Raw genomic sequence first — 20,704 nt, 5'->3', positions numbered from 1 at the left:
CAGCTTTTCTGCATCCATTTTTGAAACTAGGTCAGAAAAAAGAACCATAGCTGTTACTAAATATTAAAAGGATTCCTGAGCTAAAACACTTACTATGTACAATTTTAAAAACGACTATTCGGAAGGAGCCCATCCCCGCATTTTGGACAAACTCATTGCAACCAATCTGGTACAACAACTTGGATATGGAGAGGACGAGTACGCACAAGAGGCAAAAGCAGTTTTAAAAGAAAAATTGAGTAATCAAGCCGCAACAATCCATTTCGTATCAGGAGGCACCCAAACGAACTTGTTGGTTATCTCATTTCTCCTGCGTGTCCATGAGGCCGTAATAAGTGCAAAAACAGGACATATTGCGGCAAATGAAACTGGTGCCATCGAGGCCACGGGGCACAAAGTGATTACGACTGAAACAATAGATGGGAAATTAAGGCCCGAGGATGTCGCTGAAGTTTTAGCTGTTTATGCACTTGCTCCCCATGTGGTCAAGCCACGCATCGTCTATATTTCTAATTCAACAGAGATTGGCACAATTTACAGCAAGGACGAAATCAAAACTCTGTATAAATTTTGTCAATCCCATCAGCTGTTACTTTATATGGACGGGGCACGGTTGGGACATGCACTTACAGCAGAAAATAACGACTTAACGCTTGCAACAATCAGCCAGTATACCGATGTCTTTTATATTGGCGGCACTAAAAACGGTGCGCTTTTAGGTGAAGCCATTATCTTTAATAAACCCGAATTGGCGACCGATTTTGATTATGCGATCAAGCAAAAAGGTGCCATGTTAGCCAAAGGACGTATTCTTTCCATTCAGTTTTTAGAACTCTTTAAAGATGATCTGTATTTCGATCTGGCACGGAAAGCAAATACACTGGCAATGCGTATTGCCACGGCGGTCCGAGAAAAAGGCTATACTTTCCTAACGCAGTCCACCACAAATCAGCTGTTCCCAATTCTTCCCAAAAAAATTATTGAACGCTTGAGCGCGGATTATCAATTCTATATTTGGAAAAATATCGATGCGGATTATGCCGCCATCCGACTCATCACTTCCTGGGCAACCGATGAGGAAAAAGTCACGGCCTTTATCAAGGATTTACAGGAGGTATAAGAACATAGGACTAAAATTCGAATTGAGATACGAATTTAATATACATAAAAAAACGCGCAAGACTTATTTCTCTGCGCGTTTTTTTTGCTTTTATGAAGATTAATCTTTAGGTTCCAGGGCTCTCCACACGCCTGCAGCAACCGCAGCACCCACCAATGGTGCAACAATAAATAACCACAATTGCGATAATGCATTGCCGCCTGCAAGAATTGCCGGGCCGAATGAACGGGCAGGATTAACCGAAGTACCTGTAACCGGTATGGCTACTAAATGGATTAACAGCAAAGTAAATCCAATGGCTAAGCCCGCCATCGTACCGTTTCCTACCTTTGATGTTGTTGCCAGTATGACAAAAAGAAAGAGAAAAGTTAAAACGGCTTCAATCAGAAAGGCCGAAGCAGTACCATATTCATTTTGGTAACCTTTCCCCCATCCATTAGATCCATACGCCCATTCGCCAGCTGTAAAACCTCCTAATTGACCGCTTAAAATCTGTTGCAACACAAATGCCCCCAAAAGTGCGCCGATAAATTGTGCAATAATGTAAACGATTGCATCCTTAGCAGACATTCTTCCAGCCAATAGTACACCTACCGTCACAGCCGGATTAATGTGACAGCCTGAAATTCCGCCAATGGCATAAGCAAAGACCACGACCGATAGACCAAATGCCACTGCAATACCCAAGAGGCCTAGCCCCGAAAGTCCTCCCATGGTATTGGCACCAGCAATAGCGGCTGCGCCACAACCAAATAGTACCAAACCAAATGTTCCAATTAGTTCGGCTACAAATTTTGAAGATGTTTTAATTTCCATATGAATCTGTTTATAACTTAGTTAACTCTAATGTAATCATTTTCTATATAAAAAAAGAATAAGGAATAAATTATTGTAGAACAATATCTACATACCTAGGAAACTGCGGCAGCTTTGTATTTTTAGTTATATAGCATATTGGTTTATCGCATTATTTAGCCTGTCGCTTCTTCAACCTCCCGAATGAGCTCCTGAAGGATATCTCCGGTCGAACCTTCCCGATAGGAATGAATAGATTGCCCAACCCAAATACCGACGAAATCTGTATTTCCTTTTGCCTTTGCCGCCCTTCTTAAGGCATTGGTTAATTTATTTTGATAAGGATAAGGTAAAATATAGTCCGTTCCCTCCACAGTTTTAATGAAAGTGTTCGTAATTGCCCTAGTAAACCTTCCAGAAAAACTCCGGGTCAATACAATATCTGATTCTTTCACCTGACTTAAATGTTGTTTCTCAAAATCAAGTAACGCACTTTCCCTGGATTTAAGCAATAAACTGCCAACTTGATAACCTGCCGCCCCCAATTGCTTTGCGGCAAGCAACGTTCGGGCATTATATATCCCGCCGGCATAAATCAATGGTTTGTTAACATGATCATATACTTGCGACAACAAAGAAAGTCCGCCAATCCGCGGAATGGCGGTCGCCTGGAAACTTCCACGGTGTCCTCCAGCTTCCAGGCCCTGTACACAAATAATATCAATACCTGCTGCCTCCAGGATCTGCGCTTCAGCAACCGAGGTACAGGTACCGATAAGAATTGTATTATTTTCCTTTAATAAAGCTATGCTCCAGTCATCCAGATTGCCGAAAGTAAAACTAACGATTTTACACTCGCTTGCTATAATGGCAGCAAGCTGTTCCCGATAATCCGTCAGATGAATGTCCTCAAACTTTGGCAACTCCACCTCCAATCCATACTGATGAGCCAGTGTCGCTACAAATGAACTAACTTTATTGTAGTGAGATCTTAGATTTTCGGATACCTCGGGTATGCTATTAACAAAGATATTAACGGCAAATGGCAGTGCGGTCAACTTTTTTGTTGCTGCAATGGCAGCGATACATTTTTCGTAAGGCAAGTCTCCCAGTGCCAATGTACCTAGTGCGCCGGTTGCTGAAGCTGCCACAACCATCTCAGGCGTCGTCACCCCAAACATAGGTGCCTGTACAATCGGATATGCTGTGCCTAATAGCGCTGTAATTTGAGTAGACCAGTTCATGATGAAGCGATTTTTATGTTCAAGAGTTAAATCGGATAACTTAATGGTGATTCCAAAACTAATTTAGCGCTTTTATCGGGCATTTTATAAGAAATAGCCCCATTAATTCGATAGAATTTAAACCGGATAAAAAATTAATACCGTATATTTACATAGGAAATACAATTTTATGAAAATAGCTTTCTTCTCAACCAAACCTTACGATAAAGTCTTTTTTGAACGGGAAAACGAGACCTACGGTTTTCAATTCAGTTTTTATGAAACCCATCTTGGCCCTCATATCGTCAATGCAATTGAAAACGAAGAGGTTGTCTGTGTTTTTGTCAATGACAAATTGAATCGACAAGTCATCGAAGTCCTTGCGCAGAAAGGCATAAAGTTGATTGCCCTGCGATGTGCAGGTTTCAATAATGTCGATTTGGTGGCCGCGAAAGAATTCGGTATTCAGGTCTGTCGTGTACCAGCCTATTCTCCAGAAGCTGTTGCCGAACATACGATGGCCATGTTATTGACACTCAACCGAAAAACCCACAAAGCTTATAACCGTGTCCGTGAGCAAAACTTTTCCTTAAATGGCTTGTTGGGCTTCAATATCCATCAGAAGAAGATCGGAGTTATCGGAACAGGTAAAATTGGGAAAGCATTTATTCGGATTGCCCTGGGATTCGGTGCGGAGATCATTGCCTATGATCTGTATCCTGATCAAAATCTGATTAATGCTGGTGTTCAGTATACAAGTCTTGATCAGCTATTTAAGGACTCCGATATCATCTCATTGCATTGTCCGCTTACACCAGATAACCATTACCTCATCAATAAAGAATCACTGGCAAAAATGAAGGACGGGGTGACCATCATCAATACAAGCCGGGGCAATCTTATTCATACAAATGATGCTATTAGTGCATTGAAAGAGCATAAAATAGGATTATTGGGAATTGATGTGTATGAACAGGAAGAGAAACTATTTTTCAAAGATCTCTCCTCAACCATTATAGAAGATGACACCATCCAGTTATTAATGAGTTTTCCAAATGTTTTAGTAACGGCACATCAGGCTTTTTTCACCACGGAAGCACTCACCCAAATTTCTCAACGGACATTAAAGAGTATTGCTGACATCCTGTCCACCGGAACGACAGACAATGAAGTAACATTATAGCACTGTATCCGAAAAGATCGTTAACGTTTAAGATGAACAATACAGATAGCAATAAAGTTTTGAAAGGCTTTTTATTGGCTGTTAGTGCTGCCATACTTTGGGGTGTTTCCGGAACTTTTGGTCAATTTCTTTTTCAGCAACGAGGCGTCAATGTTGAATGGCTTATTACTATAAGAATGTTGATAACCGGCGGCTTTCTTTTAATTCTTGCGGGAATAAACAATCGCAGCGACCTATGGTCTATCTGGCGCAAGCGTAAAGATGCTATTGATCTGCTCTTATTTAGTATTGTCGGCGTGCTCGCCGTTCAATATTCATATTTTGCTGCGATCAACTATTCCAATGCTGCTACGGCAACGGTCATGCAATATACCGGCCCAGTCATGATCGCTATTTATATTGCATTGAAAGAGCGAAAATTTCCAAACGGCAAGACATGCCTGGCAATTATACTGGCCGTGTTAGGCACCTTTCTATTGGTCACTCATGGTAAAATGGGCACGCTTTCGATCTCTGGAATCGCCCTATTCTTTGGTTTGGTGTCTGCAGTAACACTTGCCTTCTATACCTTACAGCCTGTTGATCTCCTAAGTAGGTACAAGTCAACCATTGTCATCGGCTGGGGCATGCTTATCGGCGGAGTTGCATTTTGTTTTGTCAGAGCTCCCTGGGACGTAGCCGGTGTCTGGGATATGCAGACCTATGCTTATACGTCGTTTATCGTTATTTTTGGAACGCTAATTCCCTTTTATGCCTATCTCACAGCCGTGAAATTAATCGGTGGACAAAAGACCAGCCTCCTTGCCTCCGCTGAACCCCTATCTGCGGCATTGCTGGCGGTATTATGGCTTAACACCCCATTCGCCTTTACAGATTGGATGGGTACAGCATGTATCATATTGACAATTATTTTACTCGGAACGGCAAAAGATAAAAAGCAATCCCTGCAAGTCATATAAATCATGAAAGAAGCGTTACAGCGAAACCAACAGCCCATTCTGTTGACTGTTGATTCTTATATCCGCATTCTAAATTATCTCTTTTTATAGTGTAACCACCATTCATCCAGCTGCTCAATAATCGGCAACAAAGTCTTGCCCATTTCGCTCAGCTTATATTCTACACGCGGTGGTGATTCTGCATAAGTCTGGCGGCAAAGGATACCATCGCGCTCCAGTTCACGCAATTGTACGGTTAATGTGGTCTGTGCCATATCATCCATCTCCCTTCGCAATTCCCCGAACCGTTTAGGGCATTCTTTTGCAATGGCTTTGATAAGTAAAACCTTCCATTTTCCGCCAATGATCTTGAAAATGCCATTGACATCACAACAACTTCCAAAAAATTCATTTTTTTTTTCATCCATAATCACCTCATACTGACCATTAGTTCATAAAACCATACTAAGTACATCATTTATAACTACTTGACTATAAAAAATATCCAAACTACTTTTGACTATAAAATTATCAAAAACTTTGGCTATATGCGCTTTCGAATTAAAGATTTGCTTCACATTTTTATCCTATCCATTGGCATCTTTTTGTTTGTCATCGATCTATTTATTATCAATGTTTCCCTACCGACCATACAGCAGTCCCTGGATCTGAGCAATAGTGCAACCCAGTGGATCATTATCTTATATATTATCGGCTACGCCAGCCTGCTGATCAATGCGGGCAATGCCGGAGACTATTTTGGCAAAAAGAAATTATACGTCATGGGTATGGCCGGTTTTACTTTTGCTTCGGTTATATGTGGGCTGTCAAGCAATATCTACCTTCTGCTGATGGGCAGATTACTGCAAGGGATAAGTTCAGGCATGATGGTACCACAGGGTATCGCGCTGATCACGCTGCTTTTTGAAGACGCCTCTAAGCGAGCTATGGCCTTGGGGATATATGGTAGCATCGCAGGCATTGCCTCCGTGATCGGACAACTGCTCGGGGGACTACTTCCCGATCAGTCCTGGATCCATGAAAGCTGGCGCCTTATTTTCCTAATTAATATTCCAATAGGTATCCTCGCCTGTATCGCCGCTTACTGTTGTGTTCCCAGAGACCAGCCAAACCCTACATCCACGATTTCGTTTATACCGATGCTGAGCTTATTTGTACTCTTGATGGGCCTAATATCTCCTTTGGTCATGGGGCCTGAGTTGCATTGGCCGATCTGGTCGATATTATTGCTGGCAGCTGCGCTTATCTTTACGCTGTTATTCCTAAAGAAGCAGAAGGAACTATACAAAACGGGACAAAAATCGCTTTTTAACTTTGTCCTTTTCGACAACAGGGTTTTCAATCTGGGACTGATTGCGGCATTAGCCTATTACATGGTCCAGGATGCTTATTTCATTATCAACTCCAATTATCTACAGCATGACAAAAGTTACACGGCAACAATGACAGGCATCGCTTTCGTCTATCAGGGGATAGGTTACGTTGTTGCCAGCCTGATAGTCAGCCGGTTTATTCAACGTCATGGCAAAACCGTTGTACTCACCGGATTGGGAGTAATGGTTATGAGCCTGTTTCTTCATTTACTTGTCCTCAATAAAGTAAGTGTCGCAAGCGATCAGCTTCATCTGCTCTTTTTCTTTTATGGGCTTGGCTGTGGTAGCGTACTACCATCCCTGATGACGTTAGCCTTAAAAGATGTCAGCAAAGAATTGATCGGCGTAGGATCCGCGATCTATCTTACCGTACAACAACTGTCCATTTGTCTCGGCATTGCTTTTGTTGTTGGCCTGTTCCTACATGAAAATGGGAATCCATTTTTCAGGCTGAACAATATCAATACAGCTTACGGCTCTGCTACTACAGTATCCATCTTATTATTGCTATTGGTGGCCTGTTGTATTATCTGCTTACCAGCAATTGGGAAAAAGAAGGGTAACTGTATTAGCGCTCAGCAAAAGTATGACTGTGAAGTATAATAATGCCAATGAAATATTGGAGTAAAGATGAGAAGACTACATTAGTCTTCTCAAATCCCGATCTTCGACATAAGGTTGCTGATCCGCAATCAGCAAAAATTTGGTATATATATCTTCAAAATCTTCAGGGAGATAGGTTAATTCCAATGCATTAAGGCGATCCTTTAAGGCAGCCCGCCCGCTTCTGGCGGAGAGTACCAACGCAGGGAGCGTCCCTCCAATAATTTGAGGGTCAATAATTTCGTAATTCCTCCGGTCTTTTAACACACCATCCTGATGGATACCCGAAGAATGAGCAAAGGCGTTTTTACCGACAATGGCCTTATTGGCCTGAATGGGATTGGACATGGCGCTGGCCACCATAGCACTGAGCTCAACAATATATTTGGGATCAACTCCACTTTTTAATCCCAGCCTTTCTTTGATAAGGAGTGTCAATATGATTTCTTCCATAGCGGCATTTCCCGCACGTTCCCCCACGCCGTTAATCGTTCCCTCCACCTGTTCTGCGCCAGCCATTAATCCCGCTATACTATTGGCCGTTGCCATACCCAAGTCATTGTGGCAATGAACAGATAAGATGGCTTTTTCTTTATATTTCCTGTTCTTGTTGACATAAGATATCTTTTCGAAATATTCAAAAGGGGTACAAAATCCATTCGTATCCGGTAGGTTGACAACTTTTGCACCTGCTTCAACGACTGTATCTGTCATCTGTACCAAAAAATCGTCCTTCGCTCTCCCCGCATCCTCTGCAAAAAATTGCACCTCATCACATAGGCCAGACGCATAAGCGACCATATCAAATGCCTGCTGTAAAATAGCTTCCCGACTGCTATTGAATTTATGTTTGATATGGATATCGGATGAACCGATACCAAGCTGTATACGTGCGATCTTAGCTCCCCGCAGGGCTTCAGATGCGGCATCAATATCTTTCTTCTGCGCCCGGGCCAAAGCACAGATTGTTGCATTTTTCACGATTCGACATATTTCTGTCACCGCCTTAAAATCACCCGGTGAACTGATTGGAAATCCGGCTTCGATCACATCTACCCCCATAGCATCCAGCTTCTCGGCTATTTCCAGTTTACTTCTTAACGACAGTTGGCAACCTGGCCCTTGTTCACCATCACGTAGTGTGGTGTCAAAAATCTTTACTTGCTTCATCAATTATACAATTTATGTTGTCTGAAAGGATGCTTTTGTGAACCACTGATTCCTTTCGGCAGCTGCAAATTCTACCTTTAGGCTGATTTCGGGCTCATGATCATTTCATTTAGACTTGTTTCTACGACCCAAATCTAATGGAACGATAAGATTTTCTATATTTGAAAATAAAACAAATAGTATTGAATAATGCCAAAATCAGCAATATCAGTTTTTCCCTGTGCTACGACCTTCCGAGATGGAACAATTGAGTTGCGTGAGTATGGTCAATTTAACACTGAAATGCATTTCCATGAACAGGTACAGCTCCTGAGCCCAACAAATGGAACGCTGTTTGTTTATACAGAAGGAAATAGCGTATGTGTGCCAAATAATTTTTATGTATTTATTCCGGCGCAAGTCCCTCATAAACTAGTTTCCCGATCTCCCCGTATGGTACTAAAAACTATTTTTCTGGATATGGTGCATTTTAATGATAGATTGACGGTATATCCCCCACAGGAATTATTGGATCATTTTTTACGTTTCGGTGAACAGCATTGGAACCTAAATATAAATGATTCAATGACACGAACAAGCATTGAGGCATTTAAATCTATGCTTCCATTATTATTGGCCAAACCTTTTCAATTACAAATTAGCGCAGCGCAAAGTGATATAATGATGGCTATCTGTACATTTATCCTGGAGAATCTCACCAATAAATTATCCATTACTCAACTTGCCCAAAAGTTTAATATTTCCGAGCGATCGCTGTTTAGACAGTTTAAAGAAGAACTGCAGATGACCATATTCCAATTTATAAAACAACATCGGTTACTGAAAGCACTGCATCTCCTGGAAAACAAAGACCTACAGATCGCTCAGATTGTCTATGCAATTGGCTATGACAGTGTTTCCAATTTTTCAAATCTATTTAAAGAGTACTTTGGCATTTCGCCGCAACAGTATCGTGCCAAACTCTGATATCCATCGTGTTAAGACTCATTGATCTTTTGGTTCGTATTTTTTAAACAGGGCGTAGTCATAAGGAATGTGCATACTTAAAGACTTGGCGCCCCATGTATCCCCCCCCTCAGGAAGATAAAAATCATAGGCATTGTCCAGGAAATTCTCCCCATCAGGAGCTTCCTGCCAATGTTTCTTTTCCCGATTATAGAGTAATATCATGCAGCTTACACAATCTTTGTTGCCTTCTTTATTGAGGTTTTCATAGCATTGGCCAATTTTGATATTCAACTTTTGCTGAATGATCACTTCTGTCAATCGCTTATTGGTAAGGTAAATTAAAGCCAATTGTGCATCTTCATCTGTGGGAGACTTCTTTGCGGGGATAAGTTTATCAAATTGAGCTTTTTTAATCCTTGCCATCTCTGCCGATTTGAATTCGGGAGTAAGAAGATTGGTATCGATAGGCCGGAAGTCCTCCGCATCAGCTACCCTGGTGACGCCGGAGTCCAAAGGGACTTTTCGGTCTGCGGTATCAGCATCCAGTGCCGTTTCCCCCCCATTATTTTTGTCAAACACCTGTCCCAGTTCCGACAAATGATGCCCGATATGGTTAAAACCAATAACATAGCGTAAAAAAACAAAACCTAAGGCAAGTACAGCTAAACCTATTATTAAGCCTTTCTTACTCCCCGTCCCCTTGCTTTTGTCCCGTTCTACTTCCAAAAAAGAAGACGGTTCAGGTGCTCCCCCAGCTGAAGCTTCACTATTGGACACCTCGTCGTAATCAACTAAAAACAAGTCTTTGCCATCGAAAAGATCTATATCGCCTTCGTCAAACATTTGAACAATATCACGGGCCGTTTTAAATTTTACATTTGCACGGTTGGCGATCAGGTCAATGGCTCCGTCGCGATTATTCTGTTTGATCAAATCGATGATAATTTCTTTTTCGATTTCAATTTTATTAACGAGAATATTTTTTTTCATATAATTTTATGTTCTTTTCAGTTCGTTCAGCTGTCGTACCTGCTTTACGCATTTCAAAAATGAGATTAATAAATGGAAGATCAATGAAAATTTCGCCCTTTATAAAAAACATGTGTTACGCGGTCATCTTCTTCTGCCAGATTTGTCAATAAACCGGACATATCAAAGCAACGTTCGGCAATAATATGGATCACTTCACCTTCAACCTGCACTTTCCCAGCGACCATAAATAATTTCGCCCGGAGGATCTCTTTTCGGTATTTTTCAAATACCTTACTCCAGATGACGACATTTGCAAAGCCGGTATCATCTTCGATGGTCACAAATAGCACACCTTTGGAAGTCCCTGGGCGCTGTCGTACGGTAATCAATCCACATACTTTAACAGGCATATTATTTTTAATTAGCCCTAATTTTTCAGTTGGAACCACATGGAGCAGATCTAATTTGTCACGTAGGAAACTAACCGGATGTGCTTTGATAGACAGCCCGGTCCTTGCATAATCCGCTACGACATGTTGACTGGGACGCAACAAAGGTAGTTCAATCTGCCCTTCAGCAGTTGATGCTGAAGGTTTCCCTTCAAATATCCCAATGGGGCGATCACCCAAAGCTGTGATTTCCCACAGTGCCTGTCTACGGTCGATGCCAAGCGAACGGAAGGCATCTGCTTCAGCTAAGCGCTCCAGTCCCGACTGGGATATTCCAGCTTCCATCATTGCCGTGATCGACGAATACCCCTGTTTACGCCCTTCGGTCAACACCATGGCCTCTTCTTCCGAAAAACCTTTAATCTGACGAAGTCCTAAGCGCAGGGCATGCTGTTTGCCCATATCACCTTCCAAGGTGTTATCCCAAAGGGAATGGTTAATATCTATGGGGAGTATTTTCACACCATGCCGCCCGGCATCAATAACGATCTGTGCCGGCTGATAGAATCCCATCGGCTGGCTATTGAGCAGAGAAGCCGAAAAAATATCGGGATAATGGTATTTTATCCATGAAGAAACATAGACCAGCAGTGCAAAAGAGGCCGCATGGCTTTCCGGAAATCCATAGCTACCGAATCCTTCCAGCTGCCGAAAGACGCGCACGGCGAACTCTTCCGTATAACCTTTCTTCACCATACCGTCTATCATCTTTTGCCTGAAAAACGACACTTGCCCTTTTGCCTTAAAGGTTGCCATGCTACGGCGCAATTCATCTGCTTCAGCGGGGGTGAATCCGGCCGCAACAATTGCAATCTCCATAGCCTGTTCCTGAAAAAGTGGGACACCCAAGGTTTTTTCCAGAATCGCCTTAATTTCTTCTTTAGGATAGTCCACCTCCTCTTCCTCGTTACGCCGGCGCAGATAAGGATGTACCATGTCCCCCTGTATCGGTCCCGGACGTACGATGGCCACCTCAATGACAAGATCATAAAATTTCGTTGGTTTTAGTCGTGGCAACATGGACATCTGCGCCCGGCTCTCGATCTGAAATACCCCAAGCGTATCGGCATGACAGATCATATCATACACCTTCGAGTCATGTTTAGCACCAATGCCTGCCAAAGTCAGATCCAGTCCATAATGTCTTTTGGCAAGATCAAAAGCCTTTCGGATACAAGTCAGCATCCCCAATGCCAATACATCCACTTTCAGGAAACCCAGTGCCTCCAGATCATCTTTGTTCCACTCCAGGTTGGTCCGGTTATCCATGCGGGCATTGACCAGCGGACAGAGTTCATGAAGATTGCCCTGTGTAATGACAAAGCCGCCGGTATGCTGCCCCAATTGTCTTGGAAACCCAATATATTGATGGGTCAGTTCAAGCACTTTACGTAAGTGCGGATCTTCGGGATTAAATCCCTGTTCCACTAAACGTTCCAGATCAATGTCATTATCCCAATGACTGCTTACCACACCCGCCAGGCGGCCAACGGTGTCCATGGATAGCCCCATCGCTTTTCCAACATCGCGAACAGCCCCTTTAGCCCGTACCTGCGTCACCGTGGCCACAATAGCCGCACGGTTGCGCCCATATTTTTCATAGATATACTGAATCACCTCTTCACGGCGTTCATGTTCAAAATCAACATCTATATCCGGTGGTTCATCCCGGGCATCAGACATAAATCGCGCAAAGAGCAACCTAAACTCAGCGGGGTTGACCGAGGTAATACCCAGACAATAACAAATGGTAGAATTGGCAGCCGAACCGCGTCCTTGGCACAAAATACCTCTTTCCTTGGCAAAACGTACATAGTCATATACGGTCAGAAAATATGAAGCATAATTTTTCCGTTCGATAAAATCAAGTTCCATCTGGATGGTGTCAAAGATGGTCGCGGGGATCTGGTCACCAAATCTGCTCTTCGCCCCCTTCCAGGTCAAATAGGCCAGTTCTTCCTGTGCAGTACGTCCATTGGATGACAATTCATCCGGATACACATATTTTAAATCGTCCAGCGAGAAACAGCATGCTGTGGCTATTTCCATTGTCCTGGCGATGGCATCGGGGTATGGCCTAAACAGACGTTCCATCTCTGCTATAGGTTTCAGATAACGTTCGGCGTTTGGATACAATTTAAATCCGGCGGTCTGGATCGTACATTTCTCCCGGATACAGGTCAAAACATCCTGTAACTCCCGCCGCTCTGGAATATGATAATGTACATCCCCCAAGGCAACAAGGGGGATAGCAAGATTTTCGCCCAGCTGCTGCATGCGGAATAAAAGCTTTGCATCGTCACCACGATAGAGCCGTTTGACTCCTAAATACAAAGCTGTCCCCAATTGCTGCCTGTATTCTGTTGCAAATGTGGCAAATTCCGCTTCAAGCTCAAATCTGGCTGTTAATCTGTCAGGGGGGCAGATAATAAATTTGATTCCTTCTTGATACTGATACACATCGGATCTATAAAGCGAGCATTTGCCTTTTTCGGCGCGCAGATTACCTACGGTCAATAAAGACGACAGTCGTCCATAAGCTTCCTTATCCGTTGGATAAGCCAATAAACTTGGACCATCCTGCAGGTCCAGACGACAGGCCGGGATAAGAGTAATCCCATGTTTTTTAGCGGCGCTATGGGCACGAACAATCCCTGCAAAACTATTCCGGTCAGTCACCGCAATTTTGCGATATCCTAATTGTGCAGCACGTTCCATCAGCTCTTCCGGATGGGAAGCTCCTTCCAGAAAGCTAAAATTGCTGGTCACCTGTAATTCACAATATCCCCTCATTATGCAAAAAAACCATGTAAAAACCATTGATTGGGCGCACGGTCATCGTAATGCCCCGAGCGATAGAGCCAAAATCGTCGGCCTTTCTCATCCTCAACAGCATAGTAATCACGATGCTCCCCCTTATCTATCCACCATTCCCGCTCTATACGCTCGGGCCCATCTGCCTTCTTAACCGTATGGACTTCCCCCTTGTACCGAAATAACAGGGGTGGATAATCCGGAATAGGCGCTGTGACCATAATCGGTTCGGGGATACTCAGTAAGCGGGTGGGACGAGGTCTGTCAATTTGCCAGTCAACAGTAGGTACTTCCTGTGCTGAACTGGCCATTTTCATGGACCGTTCAGGCCAATAATGTGCCGAAGGCAAATAGCGTGAAATTTCACAGGCGGGATCTCTGCTTTTTAGACGGTCCAATAATTCGGTTACAACAGGATTGTCCAGTCCGATACGATGGCTCCATAACTTCTCCTGAACAGGGTCTGCTTCTTCAACTTTGGGGATTTCCAATATAAATAGTTCAATGCCCAATGCAGGTTCTATCTGTGGGATTTTCAGGGCAAATAACTGAAATAAATGCTGTTGGTATGCTGTCGCCCGATTGGTTCCGATGCTGATCTGTTCTATTTTCCCGTCCACCCGATGGCATTGTAACACCGCTTCCCGAACCCCCTTGCCTTCCCCGGTTAAACGTTTACAGATGTTGTTTAAGAGCTGCTGCAGGGCAAGTTCAATGCCATTGGCTGTACAAATGGGCTCCAGGCAGGGCAAACGTTCTTCGTAAGGAAAAATAGGTTTTATAGAAACAATAAATTCATCCTCATCCCCGATGGCCTGATCCAGGCGGAGTACTAAATGTTTTCCAAAACGTCTGCGCAGAGCTGTGCGTGGCATGCGCGCGAAACTTCCGATTGTTTTTAATCCAAGACTTTGCAAGCGTTGCAGCACAGTTGCCTCTAGCCGTAGTGCCTGTGCGGGTAAATTCAATATAGCATCAAACTGTTTATCCGTCTCTACAATGGTATTTCCATTTCCAAATCGGGCGATTGCCCAAGCCGAGCCGATCGTATCCGCAATACCTACACGTACGTCATAACCATGGTGTTTAAACCGCGAGACGATATGCTGTAAATAAGATTCTTCTCCCCCCCAAAGATGAGCACAACCACTGATATCCAAAATAATTCCTTCGGGCAGATCTATCGCCACAAGCGGTGTATACCGGATACACCAATGCGCAATGTTATAGAGCAACTTTTCGGTTAATCCCGGACGTTCATTGACCACTTTTAAGGAAGGTAAAAAAGCCTTAGCATCCGCAATGGCTAGACCTGGATACACACCTTCCTGCTCAGCCAGGACGTTACAGGCATTGGCGATCAGCTTGCCATGCGTAGAAATTGCCAATACAAAGGGGATTTCCTTGAGCTGAGGCTGTCCAACAGTCATCCAATCTGTTTTTAGATGGCGAAACCATAAAGAGGCAAATCGTTTTTTCATGCCAATCCCTGATTAGCATAAGATTGCTCCCATTCTTCCGTAAGCGATCTTGTTTTAGCAACAGGTTCAAAACCGCCCGCAGTCCATGTCATCTGCCATCGCCCCGGATTTCCATTCCGCACTTTAAGTAATTCGATATCCCAGCTTGGATGGCCAATTCCCGGTAGTCCATCTTCCAGTTGACTAGGTCGAGAACTAATTTTCCAGCGTGCAGCACAGGCTGTTGCTCCCAAAAGCTTCGGATTGTGCTGCAGAATAAACCCTGTCACACCACTTTTCTCAACAGCCAGTTGCAAACGCCGCGACTGTACAAAGTCCAATTGATGTATCTCCGCCAGTACCGCTGTGATTCCCTCACATTTCAGTGCCTCTTCCATTGCCCACAACAGGTCCTTTTCCCGACCCATACGAACAAAAATGACCTTTTCAGGATCAACACCAAAAGATTTAATGGCCGTAGGAAATAACGTATGAAAGCCGCTTATCCAAATACAAATGCCACTATTCCGCATCAGTTTACCCAATAAACCAGCTATAAAACCACAAGAAACGGCGCCTCCTACCCGATCAAAACTAACAAATTCATGAATCACTCCTCTGGGAAAAATTCCGTTGGGAAAAGCTTCCTCCAATGAGCCTAGGCCCATTGGAAGTACATCAGCTGATTTTTGCTTTATTCCTTGCCATACCAGCAAGTCTTTTTTCAATTGGCCGATTAAAGCTTGTTTTTCTTTTGTTTGCATAGCCACCTCCGTCTTAAATTTAAGCAAATTTAATACTAAAATACTTAGTATTAAAACAAAGTTGCTATATTTTTTTAGTTTTTAAATATTATAGAGCAGGATAAGCCCACATTTCATTCCCAAAGAAACATGTATTTTCATCAGAAATCACTCAGAAACTGCTGGATAACATCCTTCTTTCTGGTCGCTACCGGAATCATTTTGCCATCTGCCATTTCTAATTGACCATCCTTAAAATATTTTTTGATATAGTTTGCATTGATCAGGTAGGATTGATGACAGCGGATAAATTCGGTGTCAGGCAACATGGTTTCGAAGTGTTTAAGTACTTTAGAAACCATCATAGGTTTGTTATCCTTGATGTAAAATGTGGTATAACCTTTGTCGCCATGGCAGTATAAAATATCGTCGATATTCACAATCTGTGTATACTCAAAGGTACGTAGCGCAATTCTTTTGGGTTTATTTGGTACTTTCAAATAATTCTCGGCCATATTCAACTGCATGCTATTAAACCTGTATTCCGTATTCTTTTTATAGCATTTTTCAATTGCCTCTATAAATTGCTCAGGCACCAAAGGTTTCAATAAGTAGGCAATGGCACCAATATTCAGTGCTTCAATGGCATATTGATTAAACGCTGTAATAAAAATCGTATTGATATCCAACTTCAGCTCGGACAGAAAAGACAGGCTCGAGCCATCTTTTAATTGAATATCCGCCAAAATCAAATCGGGATTAGAGGCCAGTAACTCCCGCTCAGCCTGAGCAATGGAAGGGCTATAGCCAACGATCTGAACATAAGGAATGCTATCCAGGAGTGACTTTATATATAAGTATATATTATACTCATCTTCAAGAATATAAACTTTCATAAGATTATTTTTTTTAGTTAAAATACAAAACAAGTGGAATATAAATTTCGACTTTATAACCACGCTGATCATCGGTATAATTTGGCGTTATTTCAATCCGCGCTTTCGGATCTGCATCTGCAAACAACAGCTCCAGTCGCTCTTTTGTAATGATTTGCGACAAGGATGTCTTGTGCGGAACCTGTTCTTTATGGACCTGCATTCCCCAGCCATTGTCACAGATGCTGACATGCAATTGATTTTCATCTGCATGAAAATCAATTGTCAATTGCCCCATATAGGGCAAGTTCTTAAACGCATGTTCAATGGCGTTTTCCACAAATGGCTGTATGATCATTGGTGGAATCATGACATCATCCAGATCCAGATCACCTGTATTGATTTGAAAGTCAAATACATCCTGATAGCGCATCTGCTGTAAAAGTATGTAATTATTTAATGATTTAATTTCCTGGCCCAACGAAATGTATTCTTCTCTGTTTAATTCAAGGATATCGCGAATCTGACGGGACAATAAGAGCAGATATTGATTGGCCTTAGCTTTCTGATCGCTGCTGATCAAACCCTGTAGATTGGCAATGGCATTGTATATAAAATGTGGATTAAGTTGGTTCTGTCTGGTTTTTTGTTCCAGAATAAGCTGTCTATTCTCCGCAAGAATACGCTGGTTGATATTTTGTAGTAATCTCTGTTTGTTTCTGAAATAGATAAAAAATGCAATAGTGAATACCAGGGCCAATAGAATCACAAATATCCAGCGTTGCTGCATCAGGATCTTATGGTTGAAGGCATTAGTGGTTCGTAGCAACGTAATCGCCTGATCTTTTTTCTCCGTCTGATATTTTGTATTGATATCGTTGATTTTCTCGGCTTCAATCCGCTGCGTACTCTGTTTATAATCTTGAAATGTTGAATCCAGTGCAAAATATGCCCGTTCATAATCTCCCTTTAATGCATAAGCTAATTGCAGATTTTTATAATAAAACATCTTATTATGCTTTATCTTATGCTTTTTGATAAATCGGAGACCGGCATTAAAATAAAATATGGCCGAATCCACCTGATTATTGTTCAGGAAGTTCTTGCCCAGATTCGCATATACATAAGGATTAAGTGTATTGGAGGCTTGTAGATAGCTGAAATATGTTCGGGATGCTTCTACCGCTTTCGGATTGTTATTGATACTAAAATAATACTGTGCCTGTAAATCGTACATGCGCATGATAATGGCCGAGTCCTTTGTTGCATTGGCATAATGCCGGCAACTGTCCAAAGTACCTTTTAGTTTCTCAAAATCATGCAAGGCCATATATTGCATAAATTTCATCTCCTGATAGGCCTCAGAGACATGCGGATCCGTCTTATTGGGATGATAATGATACCAGGATTCGACATCTTTCAGTGCCTGCCGGTAGTTTGCCTGACGATATTCAGCATTGGCCAATAGATTATAGAACAGAAAAGTAAATACACTTTCATGTGCCAGGGCATACTCCTTTGCATCAATAATCTGTGCCACCATCGTTCCACTCGTCACATCATGAAAACTGAAATTGGCACGAATCCCCAGATAGTCTTTTAAAACCGCTAAATCCGGAGACAACTTTTGTCCCTCCAGATTTTTTAAGGCAATTTCAACAGAATCTATATTGTCATCCAATAAATATTCGTAGGCCAATAGAATAGAATAGTAAGGAGAATGCTCAAAATAGCCATCTTTAAGCAGTTCATTTCTCTTCTTTTTTACGACAGCGGCACTTTTGAAATCTTGTGTCGAAAGATAGGCCAACAGCACATTTTCATAACTCAATTCAAGTGAATCGTTGGGTATTACGGTATTCTTATTCGGATCACGGCTTTTATTCTGATGACAAGAAAAGAGCTGGACGAGCAGTAAAAGTGCCATAAGACAGTAAAACGCTCCAGTTCCGTAGTTCTTCATCAACATCTTTATTAATTTACTTTTGTTCTTTTCGAAAGGCTCGCATTGCTCCGCCAACAAGTAACCGAATATCGGAATATTCCCAACAAAACAATAGATCTGAATTCAAAAATATTTAACTTTCCTGATATTTAAGTATAACTCCTATATACAAACAAACATACTGGATCGAAAGATAGTAAATCAGGCGAATTAATAAGCGTATCCTCCGCATCAATATTCGTCATGAATAGCCTGCTTTCTGGATAAATAGCCTAGTTGCGGAATTTATTTCAATAATTTTCTGTAACAAAAAGACGTCAGCGCATACTCATCATCTAAACTCAAAACATATAGCCCTGATGACAAGCAGTACCGTATTAAATTTCATCACGTGGGATGTCAGCAGTGATATCTTCACCATACCGATCATCAATCACCCTGTACGTTGGTACGGATTATTCTGGCTACTGGGAATAGTTTTATCTTACAGGGTATTATGGAATCTATTAAAAAAAGAAGGCCGGCCGGTTGAGTTTCTGGATCAGTTGAGTATATATATTGTCTTGGGAACAGTGATAGGGGCACGCCTGGGTCATGTCTTATTTTATGACCCCTCGTATTATTTCAGCAACCCCTTAAAGATCTTTGCCATATGGGAAGGTGGTCTGGCCAGTCACGGCGGTGGAATTGGTATTTTGGTCGCTATTTTCTTTTTCGCCAAGAAGAAGAAACTTTCTTTCCTATGGGTAGCCGACCGAATTGCACTGGTTGTTCCTATTACTGGCGCCTGTATCCGTCTGGGGAATCTGATGAATTCTGAAATCATCGGTACTCCGACAAAGCTCCCCTGGGCTTTTGTCTTCACGGCTATTGACCCAATCCCAAGGCATCCCGCACAGCTCTACGAAGCCTTATTTTGTCTATTGTTATTCCTATTGTTAAACTACCTCCAGACAAAACCAATCCTAAACAACATCGGAAACTGCTTTGCACTCTTGCTGATCCTATTATTTTCTTTTCGGTTTATGGATGAATTCCTAAAAATCAATCAGGAAGATTTTGAGAGTTCATTGTTCATAAATATGGGACAGCTCCTTAGCATACCATTTGTTCTGATCGGATTGGCCCTATTTGTCATCAACAGTAAGCGAAAATCACCGCAGCTGTCACAAAACAAAAATTAGCCCGGAGACAAGCAGGCATGAACGGCGTTATTTTAAGATGCCGGACTGGAATGCGACTTTAACCAGTTCCGCGGTATTTTTTACGTTCATTTTTTCAATCAAACTCTGCCGGTGTCCTTCTATTGTGCGTTTGCTCAAAAAGATTTTGTCGGCAATCTCAACATTTGTGAAACCGTCAGCAATTAATTTCAGCACCTCCAGTTCACGCTCACTGATATCAAAGTCCGATAACGAACGGTTTGATAAATCCATATAATTCTCACCGGAAGTTACCTGATCCAGCAGTGCCATACTGATTTCTTCACTGACATATCTCCCCCCATTGGCCACATGATTCAGGCCAAAAAGAAGCTCGTTATAATCCACATTTTTAAGCAGATACCCCGAAAGGCCAAGTCCAAAACCTTCGATAACATAATGAATCTGGTTTAACATCGAGAGAATGACCACCTTAATGGACGGATATGTTGACTTGATGATCCGCAGCAGTTCCATACCGTCCATATGATCCATGCTGATATCCGTTAAGATAATATCCGGCAGCAACTCCGCAGTAAGAAGTTGCAGTGCTTCATCACCATTCGATGCCTCACCCACGACAACAAACCCCTCTTGAGACTCCAATAACAATTTAATACCATTACGTACGACCATGTGATCTTCAACCAACAGTATCTTAACCTTACTCATTCATTTACAGTATTTAATAAAAATATCATTTCTTTTTTATCCGAACAGTATGCCACCATGGAGTTCAGCTGCATTTTTTACCTTGGAAAGATCAGAAAACAACTTGTACCCCCGGCTCCCCCTCCTTGTTCTTTCCAAACCGGTACAAACCGAATAAAGATACAAAATTCCATCCATTCAAACGACTTCATCCACATA

At 42.3% G+C, this 20,704-nt stretch carries 17 protein-coding genes; 6 read left to right on the top strand and 11 right to left on the bottom strand.

The genetic code is table 11. The features are described 5' to 3' along the window. Window positions 1-94: 94 nt before the first annotated feature. On the top strand, window positions 95-1,120 hold the full coding sequence (locus tag ABTV71_RS12480) for a threonine aldolase family protein (protein WP_121124624.1): 1,026 nt from the start codon (window positions 95-97) through the stop codon (window positions 1,118-1,120). 99 nt (window positions 1,121-1,219) lie between these two features. Here ABTV71_RS12480 and ABTV71_RS12475 read toward each other — a convergent pair whose 3' ends face one another. Together ABTV71_RS12475 and ABTV71_RS12470 are read right to left on the bottom strand one after the other, a co-directional pair. Beyond that, window positions 1,220-1,936 carry an MIP family channel protein gene (locus tag ABTV71_RS12475; protein ID WP_121124623.1) on the bottom strand — a complete coding sequence of 239 codons (717 nt, stop codon included), beginning with the start codon at window positions 1,934-1,936 and terminating at the stop codon, window positions 1,220-1,222. A 155-nt stretch (window positions 1,937-2,091) separates the two neighbouring features. Further along, window positions 2,092-3,159 carry an NAD(P)H-dependent flavin oxidoreductase gene (locus ABTV71_RS12470; protein WP_433903379.1) on the bottom strand — a complete coding sequence of 356 codons (1,068 nt, stop codon included), beginning with the start codon at window positions 3,157-3,159 and terminating at the stop codon, window positions 2,092-2,094. 169 nt (window positions 3,160-3,328) lie between these two features. Here ABTV71_RS12470 and ABTV71_RS12465 point away from each other — a divergent pair, with 169 nt between their 5' ends. Beyond that, window positions 3,329-4,321, top strand: coding sequence for a 2-hydroxyacid dehydrogenase (locus ABTV71_RS12465; RefSeq protein WP_121124621.1), 993 nt, complete (start codon window positions 3,329-3,331; stop codon window positions 4,319-4,321). A 32-nt stretch (window positions 4,322-4,353) separates the two neighbouring features. Further along, window positions 4,354-5,280 (top strand): DMT family transporter, encoded by a 927-nt coding sequence (locus ABTV71_RS12460; RefSeq protein WP_433903378.1) that lies wholly within the window; start codon window positions 4,354-4,356, stop codon window positions 5,278-5,280. 74 nt (window positions 5,281-5,354) lie between these two features. On the opposite strand, the gene ABTV71_RS12455 is transcribed toward ABTV71_RS12460, so the two are convergent. After that, a complete protein-coding gene (locus ABTV71_RS12455; RefSeq protein WP_121124619.1) occupies window positions 5,355-5,687 on the bottom strand; it encodes a winged helix-turn-helix transcriptional regulator in 333 nt (110 codons plus the stop codon). A gap of 120 nt (window positions 5,688-5,807) precedes the next feature. Between ABTV71_RS12455 and ABTV71_RS12450 the strand changes: the two genes are divergently transcribed. Then, a complete protein-coding gene (locus ABTV71_RS12450) occupies window positions 5,808-7,256 on the top strand; it encodes an MFS transporter (RefSeq protein ID WP_433903377.1) in 1,449 nt (482 codons plus the stop codon). 36 nt (window positions 7,257-7,292) lie between these two features. Here the strand turns inward: ABTV71_RS12450 and ABTV71_RS12445 are convergent, their stop codons facing one another. After that, window positions 7,293-8,426, bottom strand: coding sequence for a 2-isopropylmalate synthase (locus ABTV71_RS12445; protein WP_433903376.1), 1,134 nt, complete (start codon window positions 8,424-8,426; stop codon window positions 7,293-7,295). Window positions 8,427-8,615: 189 nt separating this feature from the next. On the opposite strand from ABTV71_RS12445, the gene ABTV71_RS12440 reads away from it, so the two are divergent. After that, the gene (locus ABTV71_RS12440; RefSeq protein WP_121124616.1) at window positions 8,616-9,392 is read left to right on the top strand and encodes an AraC family transcriptional regulator; all 777 of its coding nucleotides are present in this window, start codon (window positions 8,616-8,618) and stop codon (window positions 9,390-9,392) included. 18 nt (window positions 9,393-9,410) lie between these two features. Here ABTV71_RS12440 and ABTV71_RS12435 read toward each other — a convergent pair whose 3' ends face one another. From ABTV71_RS12435 to ABTV71_RS12410, 6 genes are all read right to left on the bottom strand, one after another. After that, complete coding sequence (locus ABTV71_RS12435; protein ID WP_433903375.1) at window positions 9,411-10,364, bottom strand: hypothetical protein; 954 nt, start codon at window positions 10,362-10,364, stop codon at window positions 9,411-9,413. An 80-nt stretch (window positions 10,365-10,444) separates the two neighbouring features. Next, complete coding sequence (locus ABTV71_RS12430) at window positions 10,445-13,588, bottom strand: error-prone DNA polymerase (protein ID WP_433903374.1); 3,144 nt, start codon at window positions 13,586-13,588, stop codon at window positions 10,445-10,447. After that, window positions 13,588-15,090, bottom strand: a complete 1,503-nt coding sequence (locus ABTV71_RS12425) for a Y-family DNA polymerase (protein WP_433903373.1) — start codon at window positions 15,088-15,090, stop codon at window positions 13,588-13,590. The genes ABTV71_RS12430 and ABTV71_RS12425 overlap by 1 nt, the downstream gene beginning before the upstream one ends. Continuing rightward, on the bottom strand, window positions 15,087-15,833 hold the full coding sequence (locus ABTV71_RS12420; RefSeq protein ID WP_433903372.1) for an ImuA family protein: 747 nt from the start codon (window positions 15,831-15,833) through the stop codon (window positions 15,087-15,089). Before ABTV71_RS12420 ends, ABTV71_RS12425 begins: the two co-directional genes overlap by 4 nt. Before the next feature lie 140 nt (window positions 15,834-15,973). Continuing rightward, window positions 15,974-16,708 carry a LytR/AlgR family response regulator transcription factor gene (locus ABTV71_RS12415; RefSeq protein ID WP_121124611.1) on the bottom strand — a complete coding sequence of 245 codons (735 nt, stop codon included), beginning with the start codon at window positions 16,706-16,708 and terminating at the stop codon, window positions 15,974-15,976. Window positions 16,709-16,721: 13 nt separating this feature from the next. Beyond that, a complete protein-coding gene (locus ABTV71_RS12410; RefSeq protein WP_433903371.1) occupies window positions 16,722-18,650 on the bottom strand; it encodes a sensor histidine kinase in 1,929 nt (642 codons plus the stop codon). Between the two features lie 341 nt (window positions 18,651-18,991). Here ABTV71_RS12410 and lgt point away from each other — a divergent pair, with 341 nt between their 5' ends. Continuing rightward, complete coding sequence (gene lgt / locus ABTV71_RS12405; protein WP_433903370.1) at window positions 18,992-19,816, top strand: prolipoprotein diacylglyceryl transferase; 825 nt, start codon at window positions 18,992-18,994, stop codon at window positions 19,814-19,816. Window positions 19,817-19,843: 27 nt separating this feature from the next. Here lgt and ABTV71_RS12400 read toward each other — a convergent pair whose 3' ends face one another. Next, window positions 19,844-20,506 carry a response regulator gene (locus ABTV71_RS12400; RefSeq protein WP_433903369.1) on the bottom strand — a complete coding sequence of 221 codons (663 nt, stop codon included), beginning with the start codon at window positions 20,504-20,506 and terminating at the stop codon, window positions 19,844-19,846. Between the last annotated feature and the right edge of the window lie 198 nt (window positions 20,507-20,704).

The organism is Sphingobacterium puteale, assembly GCF_050986225.1.
GTDB lineage: Bacteria > Bacteroidota > Bacteroidia > Sphingobacteriales > Sphingobacteriaceae > Sphingobacterium > Sphingobacterium puteale.
This window is presented reverse-complemented; position numbering and strand designations above follow the sequence as displayed.